Genomic DNA, 23,200 nt, shown 5'->3' on the forward strand with positions numbered 1-23,200 from the left:
GAATTGCCGGCAGCCCGGGAACCGAACGCGAGCGGCAGCGACCTCCGTGCCCCGCCGATCCCGGCGCCGGCCGCATCACCATGGCTCCCGCCGGTGCGGCACCGCCGCCCGGCCGCCATGACGACTCCACCCGAACCACCGCGCGCGAACGCCGACCCGGCGGCGCCGGTCTCACCGCCGGCCCGCTTCGCGGCGTCCTCGCGGCCCGCCGACGGATCCGGTCGCAAGGGGAATGTCATGCCAAGAACGCTGGAACCCGCCGAGGCGGCGGCACCATGACGCGGACCGCCCTCTCACCGGCGAAGCGGGCGCTGCTCGCGCAGCGGCTCAACGCGGCGGGGGCCGCCGCCGTGACGGTGCCGCCGCGCCCGGCCGGAACCCGCCCGCCGCTCTCCCACGCCCAGGAACGCCTCTGGTTCCTGGAGCAGTACGCCCCCGGCACCACCGCGTACACCGTCGCGTTCGCCGTGCGGCTGGCGGGCGAGATCGACGAGGACGCCCTCGACCGGGCCCTCATCGAGGTCGCCCGCCGCCACGAGAGCCTCCGGACGAGGTTCGTCACCACCGACGACGGCACCCCCGAGATCGTCGTCGACGCGGAACCGGCCGTCGAGCTGCGGCTGTCGGACGACGCCGCCGCGGTGCGCGAGGAGCTGGACCGGCCCTTCGACCTGGAGACCGGCCCCCTGCTGCGCGCCCTCCTCGTCCGGCTCGGCCCGGCCGAGCACGCGCTGCTGCTCACGATGCACCACGCCGTCACCGACGGCTGGTCCTGCGACATCGTGATGGAGGAGCTCCTCGCCCTGCACAAGGCGTACCGGACCGGAACGGACGCCGGGCTGGCGCCCCCGCCGCTCCAGTACGGCGACTACGCGTCGTGGGAGCGGGGCCGCGCCCACGACGACGACATCCGCTACTGGCGGGACCGGCTGGCCGGGCTGCCGCCGCTGGAGTTGCCCACCGACCTGCCGCGCCCGCCCGAACAGGGCTGGGACGGCGCCGCGCACGGCCTCGAACTGGACCGCGAGCTCTGCGACGCGCTCGCCGAGCTGGGCCGCGCGCACGGCGCCACGCCGTACATGACGCTGCTCGCCGCGTTCCAGGTGCTGCTCTCCCGCCTCTCCGGCCAGCACGACTTCGCGGTCGGATCCCCCGTGTCCGGGCGCGAGCTGCCCGAGCTGGAACGCGTGGTCGGCCTCTTCGTCAACTCGCTGCCGATGCGGGCCGACCTGTCCGGCGACCCGGCGTTCACCGAGCTGCTCGCCCGCGTACGGGAGACCGCCCTCGACGCCTACGCGCACCAGGAGCTGCCCTTCGACCGGCTCGTCGGCGAGCTCGGCGTCGAGCGCGACGTCAGCAGGTCGCCGGTGTTCCAGGTGATGTTCGCGCTGCAGAACTACCGGTCGGCGCCGCTGCGGACCCAGGGCCTCGCCATGTCGGCGTACCCGATCGAGGTGTCCGCGAGCCGGTTCGACCTCGCCCTCTACCTCATGGACACCGGGGACGGGCTGCGCGGCAACCTCACGTACCGGACCGAGCTGTTCACGCCCGAGACCATCCGGAGGACGGCCGCCTGCTTCGAGCGGCTGCTCCGGTCGATCGTCGCCGACCCCGGCGCGCGGACGTCCGAGCTGGAGATGGTCCCGCCGGAGGAGCTCCGCCGGGTGCTGGCCTTCGGCGCGGCCCCGCCCGCGCCGGAGCCCCGCACGCCGGACGGAACGCTGCTGCACGAGGTGATCGCCGCGCAGGCCGCGCGCACCCCCTCCGCCACGGCCGTCGTCTCCGGGGACGCCTCCCTCACGTACGCCGAGCTGGACCGGCGGGCCGAGCGGCTCGCCCGCCGCCTGCGCGGGCTCGGCGTGGGGCCGGACGACCGGGTCGGCATCTGCCTGGAGCAGTCCGCCGGTCTCGCGGTCGCCGTCCTCGGCGTGCTCAAGTCGGGCGCGGCCTACCTGCCGCTCGACCCCGAGCACCCGGCCGACCGGCTCGCGTACGTGCTGGGCGACGCCGGCGCCCGGATCGTGGTGACCGGCGGCGACCTCCGCGACCGGCTTCCGGCCGGCGTGACCCCCGTCCTCGTCGCCGCCGACGGGACCGGCGGCGACGCCGGGGAGGGGGCCGGGGAGGGGGTCGAGGGAAACGACGCGGCCGCCGTCCGGGGCGCTCCCGGCGACCTCGCGTACGTGATCTACACCTCCGGCACCACCGGCCGGCCCAAGGGGGTCGGGGTCCAGCACCACGAGGTCCTCGTCTACATCGCGGGCGTCCGGGAACGGCTCGGCGTCGAGCCGGGCTCGTCGTTCGCCCTGCTGCAGTCGCTCGCCTTCGACTTCGGCGTGACGGTGTTCTACCTGTGCCTGATGACCGGCGGCACGCTGCACCTCGTCCCGTCCCGCACGGCCGGCCCCGAGCTGGCCGACGCGTTCCGCCGGGTCCCGATCGACTACCTCAAGATCACCCCGTCGCATCTGGCCGCCCTGCTCGCCGACGCCGACCCCGCCGACCTGCTGCCCCGCAAGCTGCTCCTCCTCGGCGGGGAGGCCGCGCCGCGCGGCTGGGCCGCCGAGCTGGCCGCCCTGGGCAGGTGCCGGGTGGTCAACCACTACGGCCCCACCGAGGCGACCGTCGGCGTGACCACCCACGAGGTCGCCGCGCCGGTCCACCCGGCGCCACGGCCCCAGACCGGACGCGTGGACGGACGCGCGGGCGGCGGGACGGCCAGCCTGCCGATCGGGTCGCCGCTCCCCGGGGCGAGCGTCCACGTGCTCGACGAGCGGCTGCGCCCCGTCCCGGTCGGCGTCCCCGGCGAGATCCACCTCGGCGGGGAACGCCTGGCGCGTGGCTACCTCGGCCGGCCCGGCCTCACCGCCGACCGTTTCGTCCCCGACCCGTACGGCCCGCCAGGGGCGCGCATGTACCGGACCGGCGACCTCGGCAGGTGGCTGCCCTCCGGGGAGCTGGAGTTCCTCGGCCGCCGCGACCTCCAGGTGAAGATCCGCGGCTACCGGGTCGAGCTGGGCGAGGTGGAGTCGGTGCTCACGGAGCACCGGGACGTGGCCCGGGCGGTCGTCGAAGCACGCGGGGAGCGGCTCGTCGCCTACCTCGTCGGCCACCCCGCCGCCGGTCCCGGCGGTTCCGCCGCCGGTCCGGCCGGCGCCGACGCCCCCGGGAGGCCCGGCGCGGCGGAGCTGCACGCCTGGCTGGCCGACCGGCTGCCCGCGTACATGATCCCGGCCGGATACGCGTGGCTGGACGAGCTGCCGCTCAAATCCCACGGCAAGGTCGACCGCGCGCGGCTCCCCGAGATCCGCGCGGAGGTCCCGGCCGCCGCGTTCGCCGCCCCGGCGACCCCCGCCGAGGAGGCGGTCGCCGGCGTCTGGGCCGAGGTGCTCGACCTGGAGCGGGTGGGCGCCCTCGACGACTTCTTCGCGCTCGGCGGCCACTCGCTGCTGGCCATGCGGGTGGTCGCCCGGCTGCGCAGGGCGTACCCGGAGCGGACGGTCACGGTCCTCGACCTGTTCAAGCACCGGACGGTCCGCGCGCTGGCGCTGCTCCTCGAAACCGGGGACTCCGGCCCCCGCGCGCTGCTCCACCGGCTCACCCCGGCGCGGAAGGCCACGTCCACGCTCGTCTGCGTGCCGTACGGCGGGGGCAGCGCGGTGGTCTACCAGCCGCTCGCCGACGCCCTGCCCGCCGACTGGGCGCTGTACTCCGTCGCGGTGCCCGGCCACGAGCTGGGCGAGGAGGCCCGGCCGTTCGACGAGGTCGTCCGCGACTGCGTGGCCGAGATCGCCGAGATCACGGACCGCGACCCGGGGCCGCTCGTCCTCTACGGGCACTGCGGGCTCGGCGTCATGCTCGTCACCGAGATCGCCCGGCGGCTGGAGGCGGACGGGCGCCCGGTGGAGGCCGTCTACCTGGGCGGCATCTTCCCCTTCGCCCGCCCCGGCAGGGGGCTCGGCTGGCTCGGCGCGCTGATGGACCGGATGACCAGCGACCAGGGCAGGGTCAACGCCCTCACCGCGGCCGGGCTCGACGTCGAGGACCTCGGCCGCGACCAGATCCGGCTGATCGTGGAGAACCGCCGCCAGGGCACCCGCGAAGCCGAGCGGTACTTCACCCGGCTCTTCGAGGAGGAGGGCGGCCGGCTGGGCGCGCCGATCGTCTCGGTGGTCGGGGAGCGGGACCCGGCGGCCGAGTTCTACCAGGAGCGCTACCGCGAGTGGCACCGGATCACCGGCACGGCCGCCTGCGCGGTGATCGACGAGGCCGGGCACTTCTTCATGCGGTACCGCGCCGCCGAACTGGCCGAGATCGTCACCGGCACCCACGAGGCCATCGCCTCGGGCCGCACCGCCGTGCTGGAGCGGTCACCGGACGGCGACGACGACCGGACGTGGTGGCTTGAGGGCGTGTCCCGCGAACCGGCGGAGCCGGCGGCCCCGTCCGGCGCCGCAGAAGCGGCCGAAGCGGCCGGGCCGGGTGATCCGGCCGGTGACCGGGGGGCGGCGCGGCGGCGGGGGCCGCGGCCCAGTATGCGGCGCTTCCTCCTGGTCGCGGCGGGACAGCTCGTCTCGATCACCGGTTCCGCGCTGACCGAGTTCGCCATCCCCATCTGGATCTATCTCACCACCGGGTCGCTCGCCCGGTTCGCGCTCTTCGCCGTGCTCGGCCTGGTGCCCGGGATGCTGGCCGCGCCGCTCGCCGGGGCCATCGTGGACCGGTACGACCGCAGGAAGGTCATGCTCGCCGGCGACGTGGGGGCGGGCGGCACCCAACTGGTGCTGGGGATCCTGCTCTGGACCGGCAACCTCCAGGTCTGGCACGTCTACCCCCTGCTGGTCGGCCTCTCCGTCGCGCTCACCTTCCAGCGCCTGGCGTACGGCTCGGCCATCCCGCAACTCGTGCCGAAACGGTTCCTCGGGCACGCCAACGGCGTCGTCCAGATGGTCACCGGAACCGCGCAACTGGTCGTCCCGCTGATCGCCGTCGGCCTGATGTCGGCGATCGGGCTGGAGGGCATCCTCGCGATCGACGTCGCCAGCTACGCGCTGGCCACGCTGACCGTCCTCCTCGTCCGGTTCCCGTCGTCGATGGCGTGGCGGCGCCGGGAGAGTGTGCTGGCCGAGATGGCGGGCGGCATCCGGCACTCCTGGGGCAACCGGGGCTTCCGCGCGATGCTCGTCTACTTCGCGGTGCTGAACGTCTTCCTGTCCCCGCTGTTCCTGATGATCTCGCCGCTCGTGTTGTCGTTCGCGTCGCTGGCCGACGTGGGCCGGGTGTCGTTCGCCGGCGGCCTCGGCGTCTTCCTCGGCGGCCTGGCGATGACCGTGTGGGGCGGCCCCCGCCGGCGCCGGCTGCACGGCGTGCTCCTGGCGACGCTCGCGCTCGCGGTGTTCTGCCTGCTGACCGGGCTGCGCGCGGACCTGGTGACGATCGCGGCCGGAGCGTTCGGGATGTCGCTGTCGCTGACCCTGCTGAACGGCGTCTACGCCACGATCATCCAGGTCAAGGTGCCGCAGCGCTTCCACGGCCGGGTCATCGCGCTCAACACACTGGTCGCCTGGTCCACGCTGCCGATCGGGTTCGGCCTGGTCGCGCCGTACGGCGCCTCGGTGTTCGAGCCGCTGCTCGCCCCGGACGGGCCGCTCGCGGGCACGGCCGGCCTGGTGCTCGGCACCGGCGCGGGACGCGGAATCGGCTTCATGTACGCCTGCTTCGGCCTGGCCATCGGCCTGATCGCGCTGGTCGCCATGCGGACCCGGGTGCTGCGGCGGTTCGACGCCGAGGTCCCCGACGCCCTGCCGGACGACCTGGTCGGCTTCCAGGCGCTCGGCGACCGCGCCCGGCGCGGCACCGCCACTGCGCCCGCCCCCGATCCCGCCGGGTCCGGTTCCGGCGGCGCGCACGACGCCGAGGAGGTCCCCGCATGACGGGCGCGACCGCGCACACCGTTCCCGGCCTGCTGCGCGTACGCGCCGGGCAGGAACCGGACGCCGTGGCGATGACCGTCGACGGCCACGGCTCGATGACGTTCGACGAGTGGGAGCGCCGCTCCACCCTCGTCGCGTACGGGCTGACCCGGCGCGGCGTCGCGCCCGGCGACCGGGTCGGGCTCCTCTTCGGCAGCCGCGACTGGATCGACTTCGCCGTGGCCTTCTGCGGGGTGCTCAAGGCGGGCGCGGTGGCCGTGCCGCTGTCGGACCGGCTCGCGCCCGCCGAGACGCGCTACATGCTCGACCACTGCGCCGCGTCCGCGGTGCTGCACGGACGCGACCTCGCCGCGCCGGGCGACGGCCGCTGGACGGCCGCCCCCGCCGACCTGGAGACGGGCCCGGCGGCCGGTGCGGCGGCGGGGACCGCCGAGCCGCCGGTCCGGCCGGGCGACCTGGCCCAGATCCTCTACACGTCGGGCACCACCGGGCGGCCCAAGGGGGTCGGCGCCTCCCACGCCAACCTGGCGTACGGATGCGTCACCCAGCCGAAGCGGCGCAGGTTCGCGCACTCGCGGCACCTGCTGCACGCCTTCCCGATCGGGACCAACGCCGGCCAGACCATGCTGCTGAACGCCCTGGACGCGCGGCCCGCCGTGCTCACCCCCGCGAGGTTCACGCCGGGCCGGTTCGCCCGGCTGATCGAGACGTACCGGCCGGGCACCGTGTTCATGGTGCCGTCCATGGCGATCGAGCTGCTCAACGCCGGGCTGCACGAGCGGCACGACATGTCGGGCGTGCTGCTGCTCGGCTCCGCCGCCGCCGCGCTGCCGCCCGCGCTCTCGGAGCGGCTGGCCGCGGCCTTTCCCAACGCGACGTTGACGAACTACTACACGTCCACCGAGGCCGCCCCGGCCCAGACCATCATGATCTACGACCGGGAGCGGCCGGCCGCGCTCGGACGGCCCGCGTTCGGCGGCGCGCTGCGCGTCACCGACGATGCGGGGAACCCGCTGCCGCCAGGGGAGGTCGGCGAGATCTGGATGCGGTCGCCCACCGCCCCCCGCTCCTACTACGGCGACGCCGCCGCGAGCGCGCAGGCGTTCCGGAACGGCTGGGTGCGGATGGGCGACCTCGGCCGCGTCGACGCCGACGGCTACCTCTACCTGGTCGACAGGGAGAGCGACGTGGTCAAGACCGGCGCCTTCAAGGTCTCCACGCTCCAGGTGGAGGCGGCGCTGTACGAGCATCCGGGGGTCGCGGAGGCGGCGGTCTTCGGCGTGCCGCACCCGGTGCTCGGGACCGCGCTCGCCGCCGCGATCGTGCCCAGGTCCGGGGGGATGTCGGCGGCCGAGGTGCGCGAGTTCCTGAGGGACCGGGTGGCCGGGCACGAGCTGCCCGAGCGGGTGATCGTCGTCGACGACCTGCCCCGGAACCGGTCCGGCAAGGTGATCAAGAAGGAGCTGCCCGCGCTGCTCGGCGGCTCCGGGCTCCACACGGAAGGCAACTGAGATGTCACTGACGCTCGTCGGCGAGGGAGAGCAGGCCTCCCTCGCGCAGCACGGCATGTGGGTCACCGAGCGGATGGGAGCGGGCGGCCGGGTCTACCGCATGCCGGTCGCCGTGTGGTTCGACGGCCCGCTCGACACCGACCGGCTCCTGTCCGCGTGTGGCGCCGTCGTCGAGGCGCATCCCGCGCTCGCGACCGCCCTGGTCGAGCGGGACGGCGTGCTGCGAAGGACGCCGGCCGCCGTGGCGCCGCCCGTCCGGTTCGAGGACGCGCAGGGGCGCGACCCGGCCGGGCTGATCGACCGCGAGATGGCGCTCGGGCTGGACCTCGGCACCGGGCCGCTCGCCCGGTTCACGCTCCTGCGCCTCGCGCCGGAGCGGCACGTCCTCGTGTTCGTCGCCCACCACGCCGTCTTCGACGGCATGTCCAAGGACATCCTGGTCCGGGACCTCGCCGCCGCCTACGCCGGCCGCCCGCTCCCCGTCGCGGGAGGCGGCGCCGTCGAGGAGGAGGACGCGCTGGTCGCCGAGCGGCTCGACGCGGCGGGCGGCTTCTGGCGGAGCCGCTGGCGGGACCGGCCGGAACTGTCGCTTCCCGGGCTCGTCGCGCCCTCGGTCAGGGCGGCGGCGGGAGAGGCCCTCGACTTCTCCGTCGGACCGGACGTCGCCGCCGCCGCCGAGCGGATCGGCGTCACCCGCTTCGAGCTGGTGCTGGCCGCGCTGCACGCCCTGCTCCGCGCGTACGGGAACGACGGGGCGGCCGTGGCCGTGGACCTGTCCACCAGGACCGAGCGGACGCGGGACGAGATCGGGCTGTTCGTCAACGAGCTGCCGGTGACCGTCCCGTCCGCGGCCGCCTTCGAGGGCACGTTCGCGGACCTGGCCCGCGCGGTGCGGGAGGAGCTGCGCGCCGTCTACGGGTTCCGGCGGGTCCCGCTGGCCCGGGCGGTCGGCGGCGTGAGCCCGCGCACCGCGCTCACCCCGGTGTCGGTCAGCTACCGCAGGCGCGACGGGGACGACCCGGACTTCCCCGGCCTGCGCGTCTCCGTGGACCGGATGATGTTCAACCAGGCGGTCCGGGGCACGTTGCACCTCCAGATCGTGGACGGACCGGACGGCGTCGCCGCCCGGTTCCAGTACAACCCGGCGGTCCTCGGGAGGGCGCACTGCGAGACCGTGACCGGTCACCTGCTGGCGCTGCTCGACGCGGTCGCGGCCCGCCCCGACGCCGGCATCGCGGATCTGCCGCTGCCCGAGCCGGTGCCGGAGGCCGCCGGGGAGTACGCCGCGGACGACGCGCCCGGGGATGCCGCGCCCGCCGACGCCGCGCCGACCGCCGGGGAGGCCCCGCCGTACGCCCGGGAGATGGGCGAGATCTGGTGCGAGGTGCTCCGGCGCGAGGCCATCGGCCCGGACGAGGACCTGTTCGAACTCGGCGGGCACTCCCTGTCGATCACCGAGATCATCGCGAAGGTCCGCGAGCGGCTGGACGTCGAGTTGTCCTTCGACGTGTTCTTCGACGCCCCGACGATCAACGGGGTCGCAGAGGAGATCGCCCGCCTCAAGGAGGAGGCATGCTGAGGGAACGCCTGGCCGAGCTGGTGTCCCGGGCCAGCGACGGCGAGCTCGCCGCCGCCGACCTCCTCGCCTCGGACCGGAGCCTGCCCGCCCTCGGGGTCACCTCGCTCGTCTACCTCCGGCTGATCGACGCGATCGAGGTCGAGTTCGGGTGCGACGTCGATCTCGACGGCCCCTTCCTCGACACCCTCGACAGCCTCGCCGGCCATCTCGCGGCCCGGCTGGCGGACGGCCCGGCCGGGCAGCCCGGCGGCGGGACCGGGGACCGATGACCCCGCTCACCGCGGAGACGGTCGAGTTCGCCGGCGCCCGGGGAGGCGAGGCCCCGCTGACCTGGGGCCAGCGCATGATCTGGGGCTCCACCCGGTGGCTGGACGACCGCGACCCGTACTTCAACCTGCCATGGACCCTGCCGGTCGCCGGGGCCGTGGACCTGGCCGCCGTCCTGCGCGCCGTACGCCGGCTTGTCGAGCGGCACGAGACCCTGCGCACGGCCTACGTGGAGACGCCGGAGGGCACCGTCCAGCGGGTGGCCCGCACCGGAACGCTCACCGTCGGCGTGTACGAGACCGGCGAGAGGCCGATGACGGCCGCCAAGGCCCTCGCCGCCGAGCTCGCCGCGACCGCGTTCGACTACGCCGGGGAACTGCCCGTACGGTGCGCCGTCGTGGTCGCCGGGGGACGCCCGCGCGCGGTCGCGCTCGCGCTGTCCCACCTGGCGGTCGACGGGTGGTCGCTCACCCTGCTCGCCACCGAGTGGCCGCGGCTCCTCGCCGGCGACGACCTGCCCGCGCCGGCGCGGCAGCCCCTCGACCAGGCCGCGTACGAGAGCGGGGACGAGGGCGCCGCGCGGTCCGCGCGGGCGCTGCGGCACTGGCGGGCCGGTCTGGAGCGCGCGCCGCGCTCGATGTTCGACTTTCCCGGAAGGGAGCCGGAGGAGCCGCGGTTCGTCCGGTACGGCATGCGCTCGGCCGCGGCGGCGGTCGCCGCCGAGACGCTCGCGGCCCGCTGCGCCGTCACCACCGCCAGCGTGCTGACCGCGGCGAGCGCCGCGCTGCTGGCCGCCGTGACGGGACACCGGACGGCGGCGCTCCAGCTCATCGTCTCCAACCGGCACGACCCCTGCGTCCGCGACATGGCCGCGCCCGCCGCGCTCGACGGGCTCTTCGTCCTCGACCTGGCCGGCGGCGGCTTCGCCGACGCCGTACGCCGCGGGCACGGGCAGGCGATGGCGGCCTACCGGAACGGCCACTACGACCCGTCGGCGGTGGGCGCCGTGCGGGCCGAGGCCGGGCGGGAGCGGGGCGCGGACCTCGACCTGGACGCGTTCTTCAACGACGTCCGCCCCGACGGCCGCTGGCCGGACCTGCCGCCGGTCGCCCGCGACGACCCCGGGGCGCTCGCCGCGCTCAGGGAGAAGACCAGGACGTTCTTCGTCGGCGGCTATCCCAAGGTCAAGGCGCGCGTCTTCTTCGCGACGGGGCCCGCCACGGCGACGTGCGAGTTCTTCGTCCTGGTCGACACGGCCTTCCTGCCCGGCGAGACGGCCGAGCGCATGCTGCTCGGCCTGGAGGCCCTGCTGGTCCGGGCGGTCGCCGAGGAGGTGCCGATCGACCGGGTGGCGGAGGTCTGCGGCCTCGCCCCCGTACGGCGCCCCGCCGGCTGGACCCGGGTCGGCGACGACTGGATCGAGAAAACGGATGGCTCGGGAACGATCGGGAACACGGAGAGGGTGACATGACGGACTCCCGGATGCGCGTGGTCGTCAACGACGAGGAGCAGTACTCCGTCTGGTGGAGCGACCGCGAGCCGCCGGCCGGCTGGGCGGCGACCGGCTTCGAGGGCACCCGCCAGGAGTGCCTGGACCACATCGAGACCGTGTGGACCGACATGCGGCCGTCGAGCGCCAGGGGCCGGAACCGGTGACCACGCCGGACCGCCGCGAGGCGCTGCGCAGGCGGCTCGCCGATCTGCCGCCGGACCGCCGCGAGGCGCTGCTGCGCTCCCTCGGCGGGCGCCGGGACGCGGAGGCCGCCGGGCGGGCCTGGCCGCTGTCGCCCGGCCAGGAGCGGCTGTGGTTCCTCAGCCGGTTCGACCCGGGGGACACCGGCTACCACACCCCCTGGTGCGTACGGCTGCGCGGTTCCCTGGACGCGGACGCGCTCGGGGCGGCCTTCACCCGGATCGCCGAACGCCACGAGGTGCTGCGCACCCGCTTCCGGATGGTGGCCGACACGCCCGCCCAGATCGTGCTGCCGCCGTCGCCGGTCCCGGTCGAGTGGATCACGGTCCCTGAGGACGGGGCCGCGGAAGGCGCGGCCGTGAAGGACCCGGTCTCGGAGGACCCGATCTCGGAGGGCCCGGTCTCGGAGGACCCGGTCTCGGAGGGCCCGGTCTCGGAGGGCGCCGTCGGGGAGGGGGTGGACCGGGCGCTGGCCGCGTTCGTCAACCGGCCGTTCGACCTGGAGAACGGGCCGCCGCTGCGGGCCGGGCTGATCCGGCTGGGGGAGGACGACGCGCTGCTGTGCATCGTCCTGCACCACATCGTGGTGGACGGCTGGTCGCTGGACGTGCTCATGCGCGAGCTGGCCGAGTGCTACGCGGCGCGGCGGGAGGGACGCGAGCCCGAGCTGGAGGAGCTGCCCACGCAGTACCCGCGCCACGCCGCCCGGGAGCGGGCGCGCGACCACACCGCCCACCTGGCGTACTGGACGGAGCGGCTGGCCGGGGCGCCCGCGCTCGGACTGCCGGCCGACCGTCCCCGGCCGCCCCGCTGGACGGGGAACGGCGGCCGGGAACACCTGCTGCTGCCCCCGGAGGACGTCGCCCCGCTGGAGCGGCTGGCCAGGGAGACGCGCTGCACGTCCTTCATGGCCCTGCTCGCCGCGTACCAGGCCATGCTGGGCGGCGCGGCGGGGCAGCACGACTTCTGCGTGGGCGTGCCGGTGGCCGGTCGGTCGGCGAGCGAGCTGGCCCCGCTGATCGGCTATTTCGGGAACACGCTGGCGCTGCGCGCCGACCTGTCCGGAGACCCGACCTTCCGCGAGCTGCTGCTGCGCGTCCGCGAGGTCACGCTGTCGGCGATGCGGCATGCGGACGCGCCGTTCGAGGCCGTGCTCGCCGCGCTCCGGGTGCCGCGCGACATCAGCAGGCCGCCCCTGTGCCAGGCCATGTTCAACCTGCACAACCTGCCGAAGGGCGACCTGCTCAGGACGTCGATGGGCGATCTCGACGCGGAGCACCACCCGGCGCCGCCCACCGCCCGCACGAAGGCCGAGATCTCCGTGGACGTGTGGCGCGGCCCGGAGGGGCTCGGCGGTGTCCTCGACTACAGCGGCGACCTTTTCACGCCCGCGACCGCGCGGCGCCTCGCGGACGCCTTCGCCCACGTCGTACGGCTGGCCGGGGCGGAGCCCGACCGCCGACTGTCCGAATTGTCGTGATTGTTGAAGTCTGATTCTGGAAGGCGCATGAAGGTGAACGACGGGGTGACCGGTGAGAGCGGCGTGACGGCGCTCGGGCTGATCCGGCGATGGCGCGACATGAGCCCCGAGAGCGTCGCGGTGAGCGGCGCCGGAGGCGAGCTGACCTTCCGCGAGCTGGACGACCGGATCGACCGGCTCGCGGACGCGCTGCTGCGGCGGGGCGTGGGAGCCGGGACCCCTGTCGGGCTGTGCCTCGACCGGACCCCCGCCATGATCGTGGCCATGCTCGCCGTATGGGCGGCCGGCGGCGCCTACGTGCCGCTCGACCCGGCGTTCCCCGAGGAACGGCTCCGCCTCATGCGCGAGGACGCCGGCGTCGAGCTGGTGCTGACCCAGCCCTCCGCGGACCCCCGCCTGCTCGACGGCGTCCGGGACGTCGTACGGCTCACGCCGGACGGCACGCCCCTGGACGCGGCGACCGGCCCGGCGCCGGACGCGATCCCGGAGACGGCCCCGGGCATGTCGCCGAACGCGCCGGCCTACCTGATGTACACGTCGGGCTCCACGGGGCGGCCCAAGGGGGTCGCCGTCCCGCACCGCGCGGTCGCGAACCTGCTGGAGTCCTTCGCCTCCCTGCTGGAGCTGACTCCCGCGGACGCCTGGCTCGCGGTCACCACGCTGTCCTTCGACATCTCGGTCCTCGAACTGCTGCTGCCCCTGGCCTGCGGAGCCCGGGTGGTCGTGGCGTCCGCCCACGAGACGGCCGACGGCCGCGCGCTGCGGGCCCGCGCCGTCGCCGAGGCGGTCACGGTGATGCAGGCGACCCCGGCGAGCTGGCGGATCCTGCTCGACTCCGGAGGCGTGCCCGAGGGGATCCGGACCCGGCTCTGCGGCGGGGAGGCCCTGCCGCGCGACCTCGCCGACGCCCTCCTCGACGGCGGCGCGCGGCTCTGGAACGTGTACGGCCCGACCGAGACGACGGTGTGGTCCACCGCCGGGCGGGTCGCGCCGTCGCCCGCGCCCGTCGACCTGGGGGAGCCGATCGGCCGGACGACCGTGCGCGTCCTCGGCCCGGACGGGCGTCCCGTGCCGCCGGGCGAGGCCGGCGAGCTGCACATCGGCGGCGCCGGGGTGGCCGTCGGATATCGCGGGATGCCCGCTCTGACGGCGGCGCGCTTCCTGCCCGACCCCTTCTCCGACGCGCCCGGCGCGCGCATGTACGCCACGGGCGACCTGGTCAGGGTCGTGGACGGGCGGCTGCGCTACCTCGGCCGGGCCGACCAGCAGGTCAAGGTGCGCGGCTTCCGGATCGAGCTGGGCGAGATCGAGACGGTCCTGCGGGCCGCGCCCGGGGTCGCGAACGCCGCGGTCGGCGTCTGCGACGGCCCGGACGGCCTGCCCCGCCTGGTCGCGTACGTCGTCCCGGGTCCGGAGGCCGAGGCCCCCGACGAGCAGGCGCCGGACGGGTGGGCGCGGGACGAGGGGGCGCCGGACGGGCGGGCCCCGGGTGCGCGGACACCGGACGAGGGGACGCCGGGATCGCGGACACCGGACGAGCGAGCCCCTGGCGCGCGGGTTCTGGACGGGCGGGCCGACCGGGCAGGACGGGACGACGCCGCGTCGTGGGCGGCGCTGCGGGAGCGGCTGCGCCGGAGCCTTCCGGACTACATGGTGCCCGCGCACCGGGTGGTGCTGGACGCCCTCCCGCTCACCCCCAACGGGAAGCTCGACAGGAAGGCGCTGCCGCCGCCCGAATGGACCCGCGCCAGGACGGCTCCGTACCGGCCTCCGGCGTCCGCGCTGGAGGAGGAGCTGGTGACCATGTGGGGCGAGGTGCTCGGCATCACCGAGCCGATCGGCGTGGACGACGACTTCTTCGAGCTGGGCGGGCACTCGCTGACCGCCACCCGGATCACCGCGAGGATCCAGGCCCGGTTCACCGTCGCGGTGCCGATCGTGGTGCTGTTCGAGCACCCGACGGTCGCGGAGCTGGCGGTGGAGATGGACCGGCTCGACGACGACGACCTCGACCTCGTGGAGGTGGCCGCGCTCCGCGACGAGCTGGACGGCCTGGACGCCGAGGATCTGGCCGCCCTCTTCGACGAACTGGCGCCCGGCGCATGAGCGCCCCGGCCTCTCCGGTGCGGGCCCCGCTGTCCCCGGCGCAGGAGCGGCTCTGGCTCCTCCAGCGTCTCTATCCGGACGACGCCTCCTACACCATGTACCTCGTCCGGCGGCTGCGCGGTCCGCTCGACCGCGCCGCGCTGGAGGAGGCCTTCGCCCGGGTCGTCGCCCGGCACGAGAGCCTGCGCACGCGCTTCGCCGAGGTGGACGGGGTGCCCTGGGCGGTCGCCGCGCCTCCCGAGGCCGGCGTCCCCGCGCCTGACATCCCCGCCCGTGACATCCCCGTGCCTGATGCCGCCGTGTCCGATTTTCGCGTGTCCGACGTCCGCGTGTCCGATGTCGCCGTGCCCCGAGCGGGCGGGCCGGTCGACTGGCTGGACGCGGCGGACCGGGAGGCGGCCGAACGCCTGGTGGCCGAACGGGTCAACGCGCCGTTCGACCTCGCCCGCGGCGTGCCGCTGCGCGTCGCCGTGATCCGGATCGCCGCGGACGACCACGTCCTGTGCGTCACGATGCACCACATCATCGGCGACGGCTGGTCCCTGAACGTGCTCCTCGACGACCTGGCGGAGTGCTACGCCGCCCGGCTGGGCGGCCGCGAGCCCCGGCTGCGGCCGTTGCCGGTCCAGCCCACGGACTACGCGCGCTGGCAGCGCCGCCGGGCCGAACGCGCCGTGCCGTACTGGCAGGAGCGGCTCGCCGACCCGCCGCCACCCGAACCGCCCTTCCCCACGACCGGCGCGGGCGACGCGGAGGAGACGGGCGCCGGGCGGCGGGGCGCGTTCCACTCCGTTCGGCTCGGGGAGGAGACGACGCGCGGCCTCGAACGGCTCGGCCGCGAGCACCGGACCACCCTGTTCGCCGTGCTCATGGCGGCCTACCAGGTCCTGCTGCACCGCCACACCGGGCAGACCGACCTCCTGGTCGGCACGGCCGTCGCGGGCCGCGACCGCGTCGAGCTGGAACCCCTGGTCGGGTACCTCGCCCAGACGGTGGTGCTGCGCGGCGACCTCGCCGGTGATCCGGCGTTCACCGACCTGCTCGCCCGCACCAGGACCGAGGCGCTGAACGCGATGAGCCGGCCGTCCGTGCCCTTCGAGCGGATCGGCCACCCGCCCGACGCGCTGATGCCGACCATGCTGATCCTGCACAACCAGGACACCGGACCGGCCCGGCCGTTCGGCGACCTCGCCGTGAGCCTGTTCCCGGACGGCTTTCGCCAGGCCAAGCTCGACCTGCTCGTCGAGGCGTGGCGGGACGGCCCCGAGCTCGTCGTCTCCTTCTGCTACGACGCCTCCCGCGTGGAGGCCGGGGGGGCCGGGCGGGAGACCGTGCGCCGTCTCGCCGACCGCTTCCGGCTCCTGCTCGGGTCCGTCGCGGCGGAGCCGCACCGGCGGATCTCCGAGCTGCGCCTCTGGACGGAGGCCGACCGGGCCGACATCCGCGCGCTCGCCGGCGACGGCGCGGACCCGGCGGGGCCGCTCGTGCCCGAGCTGCTGGCCGAGGCCGCCCGGCGCACGCCCGACGCGGCGGCGGTGATCTGCGGCGACACGGTGGTGAGCCATTGGGAGCTGCACGCGCGGGCGGGGGCGCTGGCCGCGGGGCTCGGCGCGGCGGGCGTCCGGCCCGGGGACGTCGTCGGCGTGTGCCTGCCCCGCTCCGTCGACGCGATCACGGCCCTGCTCGCCGTCTGGCGGGCCGGCGCCGCCTACCTGCCGCTCGACCCGGACGACCCGGACGAGCGGCTCGCCTTCTCCCTCGCCGACTGCGGGGTGACGCACGTGGTCACCCGGCGCGACCTGCCCGGCGGGTTCACCGCGATCGCCCCCGCGACCGACCCAGAGGCCGACCCCGAGGCCGTCGCCGGGGCGGGCCCCCCGATCGCGCCGCCCGCCGGGCCGGCGGACCTGGCGTACGTGATCACCACCTCCGGCTCGACCGGCCGCCCTAAGGGGGTCGCGGTCGAGCACGCCGCCATCGCCGCGCGCGTGCGCTGGATGCGCGAGGAGTACGGCCTCACACCGGGCGACCACGTCGTCCAGTTCGCGTCGCTGAGCTTCGACACGCATCTGGAGGAGGTGTTCCCCGCGCTGGCCGCCGGAGCCGCCCTGGTCCTGCTGCCCGAGGGCGCGGCCACGCTCCCCGACCTGCTCGCGTCTCCCGAGGGACGCCGGGTCAGCGTGCTCGACCTGCCCACCGCCTACTGGCACCACCTGGTCGAGGAGGTCGACCAGATCGCCTGGCCGCGGTCCCTGCGCCTGGTGATCCTGGGTGGCGAGCAGGCGTCCGGCGCGGCCGTGGCCCGCTGGCACGACAGGTTCGGAACCGGGGTCCGGCTCGTCAACACGTACGGTCCGACCGAGGCCGCCGTCATCGCCACCGCGACCCCTCTGACCCGCGACGACGGCGGCGCGGCCGGGCGGCCCCCGATCGGACGGCCGGTGGGCGCCACGGCGGTCCACCTCCTCGACGGCCGGGGCGCGCCGCTCCCGAAGGGGGCGGTCGGGGAGCTGGTCATCGGCGGGGCGGGGGTCGCCCGGGGCTACCTGGGCCGCCCCGCGCTCACCGCCGCCGCCTTCGTGCCCGACCCCGGCGGCCCGCCGGGAGCACGCCGCTACCGCACCGGGGACCGGGCCCGGTGGCGGCAGGACGGCAGACTGGAGTTCCTCGGCCGGATCGACGACCAGCTCAAGGTGCGCGGCTTCCGGATCGAACCCGGCGAGGTCGAGGCCCGGCTGCTCGCCCACCCCGAGGTCGGCCAGGCGTTCGTCACCGTACGCGCCGAGCGGCTCGTGGCGAACGTCACCGGAACCGCCGGGCACGAGGATCTGCGCGCCCACCTCGCGCGGGCGCTGCCGCGCCATCTCGTCCCGGCCGACTGGGTCACCCTGGACGCGCTGCCCCTCACCGCGCGCGGCAAGATCGACCGGGCGGCGCTCCCAGAACCGGCGCGCGCCTCCTCGCCCGCGGACGTGCCCCCGCGCACGGACGCCGAGAAGCTCGTGGCCGGCATCTGGGAGGAGCTGCTGGACGTCCCGGCCGTCGGCGCCTTCGACGACTTCTTCACCCTCGGCGGCCACTCCCTGCTCGCCACCCGGATCGCGGCCAGGCTGCGCCGTACGACGGGGGTGGAGGTGCCGGTGCGGACCGTCTTCGAGGCCCGGACCGTCGCCGAGCTCGCGTCCGCGGTGGAGGAACTGCTGATCGCGGAGCTGGACGGGATGACCGACGAGGAGGCCGAGCGGCTCCTCGCCTCCCCCGGGACCTGACGTCCCGGGGTTCCCGGTGTGCGAAGGTCAGGCGGGTGCGGAGCCGACGGTGGGTTCGGGGCCGGGTTCGGGTTCGGAGCCGGGTTCGGGTTCGGAGCCGACGCCGGGTTCGGGGCCGGGTTCGGGGGCGGCCAGCCGCGCGAGGGCGGCCGCGGCGCGTTCGCGGTACTCGGCGACGCGCGCCAGCTTGATGTCCTCGTACCCGCGGATCGCCTCCGGCAGCGCCGCGATCTCCGCGACGGCGTCGGCCGTCGCGGGGGTGAGCCGGGCGAGGGCGTCGCGCATGAGCGCGCGATATTCGCCGACCAGCTCCCGTTCGACGCGGCGCACCCCGGCGTAGCCGAAGACGTCGAGCGCGGTGCCGCGCAACACGCGGGCGGCGCGCAACCCGCGGAACAGGACGCCCGCCGAGCGGCGCAGCCTGATCTTGCGCTTCATGCCCAGCGCACGCAGGAGCGGCGGGTGCAGCAGCACGGAGACGACCGCGTCAGCGCCGAACTCGTCCTCCCGCCTGGCCTTCTCCACGGGGTCCAGATGCAGCCGGGCGACCTCGTACTCGTCCTTGTACGCCATGAGCTTGTGCAGGCCCCGCGCGTAGGCGAGCCCGACGCGCGCCCCGGCCTCCTCGCCCGACCGCTCGGCCGCCAGGGCGGCCACGCGGCGCACGTCCTCGGCGTACGTGCGGGCGTAGGCCGCGTTCTGGTAGCCGGTCAGGTCCGCGACCCGCGTGGCCAGCGCGCGCTCCAGGGCGTCCGGCCCCGCATCGGTTCCCGCGTCCGGCCCGGCATCCGCTCCGGCCGCGGGCCTCGGGAACGCGGCGGCGAGCACGGTGTCGCGGTCCACGACGGCCGCCCGGCCCCAGCGGAAGGCGGCGAGGTTCTGCTCGACGGCGGCCCGGTTGAGCCGGATCGCCCGCTCGACGGACTCGGCGGAGACCGGGAGGCAGCCGTGCTGGAACGCCGCTCCGACAAGGAGCATGTTGGCGGGCATGTGGTCGCCGAACAACGCCTCGGCCAGCCCGTGGGCGTCGAGATAGACGTTGTCCGCGCCACGCGTGGCCGACTCGATCCGCGTGACCGCGTCGGCGGGCGAGCCGGGCACGGCGGCGCGCCCGGTGACCATGGCGGCGGTCGGCACCAGGGACGTGCTGACCACGGCGATCGTGCGGTCGGGTGACGCGACGGCCAGGTTGGCGTCGGCGGCGGCGCCCAGCAGGTCGAACCCGATCAGCACGTCGGCGGTGCCCCGGGAGGCGCGCAGCGAGCCGGTGACCGGCCCCGTGGAGACGCGCAGGTCGCTGACGACGGGACCGCCCTTCTGCGCCAGCCCGGTCTGCTCCAGCCCGGCCGCGTGCAGTCCGTCCATGTGGGCCGCCATCTGCAGGATCTGCGAGACCGTGACGACGCCCGTGCCGCCGATGCCCGGCATCCTGATCAGTACCGCGTCGCCGTCGACCCTGCGGTCCGGCTCCGGCAGCGCCACCGGCGGGTACGGCACCGGCGATCCGGCCCGCCCGGTCCCGTCCCGCCCGGATGGCACGGTCCCTTCGCGCCGCCCGCGTCCCCCGCTCCTCTCACGCGGCTCGCGCGGCTCGACGAGGAGGAACGAGGGGCAGTCGCCCTTGAGGCAGCTCAGGTCGGAGTTGCAGGACGGCTGGTGGATCCGCGTCTTGCGTCCGTACTCGGTCTCGACGGGCTGGACGGACAGGCAGGTCGACACGTCGCCGCAGTCGCCGCACCCCTCGCAGACCCGCTCGTTGACCACGACCTTCGCGGCCGGGGTCGGCAGCTTGCCCCGCTTGCGCAGCCGGCGCTCCTCGGCGGCGCACCGGTCGTCGTGGATCAGCACGGTCACCCCCTCGACGGAGGCCAGCTCTCGCTCGACCTCGGCCAGGTCGTCCCGATGCCGGACGGTCGCGATCGGCGCCAGCCGCACGCCGCGGTAGGTCTCCGGCTCCGGCGTGGTGACCACGATCCGGCGCACGCCCTCGACGGCCAGCGACCTGGTCAGCGCCGGGACGTCGAGGCGGCCCTCGGCGCGCTGGCCCCCGGTCATGGCGACGGCGTCGTTGTACAGCAGCTTGTACGTCATCGACACGCCCGCGGCGACGGCGGCCCGGATCGCCAGCGAGCCGGAGTGGTGGAAGGTGCCGTCGCCCAGGTTCTGCACGAAGTGCGCGTCGTCGGTGAAGGGGGCCAGGCCGATCCACTGGGCGCCCTCGCCGCCCATCTGGGTGATGCCGACCTGGGCGCCGCGCCCGTTCCCGTCCAGGGCGATCATGGCGTGGCAGCCGATGCCGACGCCGACCAGCGTGCCGTCGGAGGTGCGGGTGGAGGTGTTGTGCGGGCATCCCGAGCAGAAGTACGGCGTGCGCGCGGCGACCATCGGCAACACGCGGCGCGCCGCCGTGCGCGGGGCCGTCGACCGGAGCCGGACGGCCGCCGCCCGGGGCAGCCGGTCCTCGCCGACGCAGGCGGCGAGCGCCCGGGCCACGTCCTCGGCGCCCAGGGTGCCCCGGGCGGTGAGCAGCTCGCGGCCGACCACGGCGGGAGTGCGCTCCCCGCCGTAGAGGGCCTGCCTGAGCTGCCCCTCCAGGAACGGCACCTTGTCCTCCACGACCAGCACCCGGTCGAGGTCGGCGGTCATGGCGGCGAGGTCGCCGTGGTCCAGCGGGAACGGCATCGCGAGCCGGACGAGCCGCAGGCCCAGGTGCTCCATCGCGTCCTCGTCCAGGCCGAGGTCGGCCAGCGCCCGCCGCACCACCGCGTACGACGTCCCGGAGGCGAGGACGCCCAGGGTGGCGCGCTCCGCGCCGAACATGACCCGGTTCAGGCCGTGGTCACGGGCGTAGCGGCGGGCCAGCTCCAGGCGGCGGGTCAGCATGTCGTGCTCGGCGTCCAGGGAGGCGGGGCCCACCAGGATGGGCGGCGCGCCGCGATCGGCGTGGTCCGGGGCCGGCACGCCGTCCCGGAGCGGTCCGAGGTCGACGGTGGCGGACGCGTCGGCGACGTCCGCGACGATCTTCAGGCCGGTCCACAGGCCGCTGAGGCGGGACAGCGCGACCGTGTGCAGCCCGAACTCGACGATCTCCGCGACCGAGCCGGGCGCCAGCAGCGGCATCGACAGGCTCTGGCACATCGGTTCGCACGAGCTGGGCACGGTCGAGGACTTGCTGCCCGGGTCGTCGCCGATCCAGGCCACCGCTCCGCCCAGCGCGGCGGTGCCGGCCAGCGTGCCGTGGCGGATGGCGTCGGCGGCCCGGTCCAGGCCGGGGTTCTTGCCGTACCAGAAGCCGGTCACCCCGTCGTGCCGCCGGCCGGGCACCCGCGCGAGCGACTGCGTCCCGGCCACCGCCGTGGCGGCGAGCTCCTCGTTGAGCCCCGGCCGGAACACCACGCCCGCCGGTTCGAGGAACCGCGCGGCCCGCGCCATCTCCAGATCGACCCCGCCCAGCGGCGAGCCCTGGTACCCGGAGACGAAGACGCGCGTGTTCAAGCCGCGCTCCCGGTCCAGGCGGCGCTGCTCGAGCGTCAGGCGGACCAGGGCCTGGATGCCCGACATCAGCACCCGGCCGTCCGCGGCCGTGTACCTGTCCTCCAGTGACACCTCTGCCGGACCGGCGGCGGGAGTGGGGCGCACGCGAACCTCCTGGCTTCGTTCGGGGGAGCCCCAAGCACAGCAACGTGCCCCGGCGTCGCGCAAGCATCCGACGAGCAGGAGCGGAAAAGACGCAAAGGATTTGCGAGAGAAGCCCTTTTCGCTAAGGTTCGTTTCGCCGAGCCGAGGAGTTCTCCATGTCCGAGATCGATGACATCGACCACCGCGTCCTGCGACTGCTGCGCGAGGACGGGCGCAGGACCTTCTCGGAGATGGCCGCGGAGGTCGGCCTCTCGGTCGCCGCGGTCAAGCGGCGGGTGGACCGGCTCCGCGAGATCGGCGTGATCACCGGGTTCACCGTCCAGATCGACTACGCCAAGCTCGGCTGGGGCATCGAGGCGTTCACCGAGCTGAGCTATCCCGGCACGACCCCGGTCAGCGAGATCGTCCGTACGGCGACCGACGTGCCCGAGGTCCAGGCGGTGTTCACCATCGCCGGCGACCCCGACGCGCTGGTCCACGTCCGGGTGCGCGACCTCGGGCATCTCCAGCACGTCATCGACCGCCTGCGCCGGGCCGGCAACGTCACCGGCACCAAGACGCTGATGGTGCTGGGCTCGTGGACCCGCGACGCCCTCGCCCGCGACCACCGGCGCCCGGCGTTCTGAGTCCGCGACGCCGTCCCGCGCCGGCGCCGCCGTGCCGCCTCCCCGGTCCCGGCGGGCCGGGGAGGGCGGCGGCTACGCGGAGGCGCGGATGACCAGGTGGGTGTCCAGTATCACGACGGGCTGCTCCAGCGGATCGCCGTTGATCCGCGCGACCAGGAGCTGCGCCATCTGCCGCCCCATCGCCTCGGTCGGCTGGTGCACGCTGGTCAGCGGCGGCTCCGTGTGCAGCGCCACCCGCGAGTCCTCGAACCCGATCAGCGCCACGTCGGCCGGCACGTTCAGCCCGCGCTCCTTGAGCACGTGCAGCGCGCCGACCGCCATCGCGTCCGACGCGGCGAAGACGGCGTCCAGGTCCGGGTGGCGCTCGAGGAGCTCCAGCATCGCCGCCGCGCCGCTCGCCTCGGAGAAGTCGCCGTACGCGACCCGCTCGCCGGTGCCGGTCGCGAGCAGCGCGTCGCGGTAGCCGGCGAGACGGTCGACGCCCACGCCCATGTCCTGCGGGCCGGCGATGGTGGCGATCCTGGTGCGGCCCCGGCCGAGCAGGTACTTCGCGGCCTGCCGGGCGCCCGCCCGGTTGTCCATGTCCACATAGCTGTACGGCGTGGGCCCGACCGGCCGGCCGCCGAGCACCGTCGGCACGCCCATCGCCTCCAGCCGCTCGGGCAGCGTGTCGGCGCCGTGCACGGACGTGAGCAGGACGCCGTCCACGTGCTGGCCGGTCAGGTAGTCCGCCAGCCGGTCGTGCTCGGCCCGGTTCTGCGCCATCGTCAGGATGAGCTGCAGACCCGTCTCGGAGAGGGCCGAGCCGATCCCGCGGATGATGCCCGCGAAGAACGGCTCGTCGAAGACCCGCTGCTCGGACTCGGAGACCACCAGCGCGACGGTGTCCGTCCGGTTGGTGACCAGGGTGCGCGCCGCGCGGTTGGGCACGTAGCCCAGATCCTTGATCGCCGTCAGAACGGCGTCGCGGGCCTTCTCGCTCACCTTCGGCGAGCCGTTGATCACCCGTGACACCGTTCCGCGTCCGACGCCCGCGCGGGCGGCGACTGCCTCCAGAGTCGGGCGCGCCCCCGGTCGGCGGTCCCCGTTCATCGTTG

The 23,200-nt window shown here is 75.4% G+C and carries 12 protein-coding genes; 10 read left to right on the forward strand and 2 right to left on the reverse strand.

All coding sequences use genetic code 11. From position 1 onward, the window contains the following. Window positions 1–275: 275 nt before the first annotated feature. Genes AWQ70_RS06535 through AWQ70_RS06575 form a run of 9 tightly spaced genes read left to right on the forward strand, consistent with a single transcriptional unit; the run spans window position 276 to window position 17,838 of the window. Window positions 276–5,933, forward strand: coding sequence for a non-ribosomal peptide synthetase/MFS transporter (locus AWQ70_RS06535; protein ID WP_084516582.1), 5,658 nt, complete (start codon window positions 276–278; stop codon window positions 5,931–5,933). Next, entirely contained in the window at window positions 5,930–7,444 is a 1,515-nt protein-coding gene (locus tag AWQ70_RS06540; protein WP_067171719.1) for a class I adenylate-forming enzyme family protein, read from the forward strand. The genes AWQ70_RS06535 and AWQ70_RS06540 overlap by 4 nt, the downstream gene beginning before the upstream one ends. Before the next feature lies 1 nt (window position 7,445). Beyond that, on the forward strand, window positions 7,446–9,023 hold the full coding sequence (locus AWQ70_RS06545; protein WP_067171720.1) for a condensation domain-containing protein: 1,578 nt from the start codon (window positions 7,446–7,448) through the stop codon (window positions 9,021–9,023). Beyond that, on the forward strand, window positions 9,017–9,292 hold the full coding sequence (locus AWQ70_RS38650; protein ID WP_067171722.1) for a phosphopantetheine-binding protein: 276 nt from the start codon (window positions 9,017–9,019) through the stop codon (window positions 9,290–9,292). Before AWQ70_RS06545 ends, AWQ70_RS38650 begins: the two co-directional genes overlap by 7 nt. Further along, the gene (locus AWQ70_RS06555; protein WP_067171723.1) at window positions 9,289–10,761 is read left to right on the forward strand and encodes a condensation domain-containing protein; all 1,473 of its coding nucleotides are present in this window, start codon (window positions 9,289–9,291) and stop codon (window positions 10,759–10,761) included. The genes AWQ70_RS38650 and AWQ70_RS06555 overlap by 4 nt, the downstream gene beginning before the upstream one ends. Then, window positions 10,758–10,946, forward strand: coding sequence for an MbtH family protein (locus AWQ70_RS06560; protein ID WP_067171724.1), 189 nt, complete (start codon window positions 10,758–10,760; stop codon window positions 10,944–10,946). The genes AWQ70_RS06555 and AWQ70_RS06560 overlap by 4 nt, the downstream gene beginning before the upstream one ends. Continuing rightward, window positions 10,943–12,463, forward strand: a complete 1,521-nt coding sequence (locus tag AWQ70_RS06565; RefSeq protein WP_067171725.1) for a condensation domain-containing protein — start codon at window positions 10,943–10,945, stop codon at window positions 12,461–12,463. Before AWQ70_RS06560 ends, AWQ70_RS06565 begins: the two co-directional genes overlap by 4 nt. A 27-nt stretch (window positions 12,464–12,490) precedes the next feature. Continuing rightward, window positions 12,491–14,569, forward strand: coding sequence for a non-ribosomal peptide synthetase (locus tag AWQ70_RS06570; protein ID WP_067171726.1), 2,079 nt, complete (start codon window positions 12,491–12,493; stop codon window positions 14,567–14,569). Further along, window positions 14,566–17,838 carry a non-ribosomal peptide synthetase gene (locus tag AWQ70_RS06575; protein ID WP_067171727.1) on the forward strand — a complete coding sequence of 1,091 codons (3,273 nt, stop codon included), beginning with the start codon at window positions 14,566–14,568 and terminating at the stop codon, window positions 17,836–17,838. The genes AWQ70_RS06570 and AWQ70_RS06575 overlap by 4 nt, the downstream gene beginning before the upstream one ends. Window positions 17,839–17,865: 27 nt before the next feature. Here AWQ70_RS06575 and AWQ70_RS06580 read toward each other — a convergent pair whose 3' ends face one another. Beyond that, complete coding sequence (locus AWQ70_RS06580) at window positions 17,866–21,477, reverse strand: indolepyruvate ferredoxin oxidoreductase family protein (RefSeq protein WP_218004438.1); 3,612 nt, start codon at window positions 21,475–21,477, stop codon at window positions 17,866–17,868. Between the two features lie 155 nt (window positions 21,478–21,632). Here AWQ70_RS06580 and AWQ70_RS06585 point away from each other — a divergent pair, with 155 nt between their 5' ends. After that, complete coding sequence (locus tag AWQ70_RS06585; RefSeq protein ID WP_067171728.1) at window positions 21,633–22,103, forward strand: Lrp/AsnC family transcriptional regulator; 471 nt, start codon at window positions 21,633–21,635, stop codon at window positions 22,101–22,103. A gap of 72 nt (window positions 22,104–22,175) precedes the next feature. Here AWQ70_RS06585 and AWQ70_RS06590 read toward each other — a convergent pair whose 3' ends face one another. After that, window positions 22,176–23,195 carry a LacI family DNA-binding transcriptional regulator gene (locus AWQ70_RS06590; protein WP_067171729.1) on the reverse strand — a complete coding sequence of 340 codons (1,020 nt, stop codon included), beginning with the start codon at window positions 23,193–23,195 and terminating at the stop codon, window positions 22,176–22,178. Window positions 23,196–23,200 lie beyond the last annotated feature (5 nt).

The organism is Microtetraspora niveoalba, from assembly GCF_001570405.1.
Taxonomy (GTDB): Bacteria; Actinomycetota; Actinomycetes; order Streptosporangiales; family Streptosporangiaceae; genus Microtetraspora; species Microtetraspora niveoalba.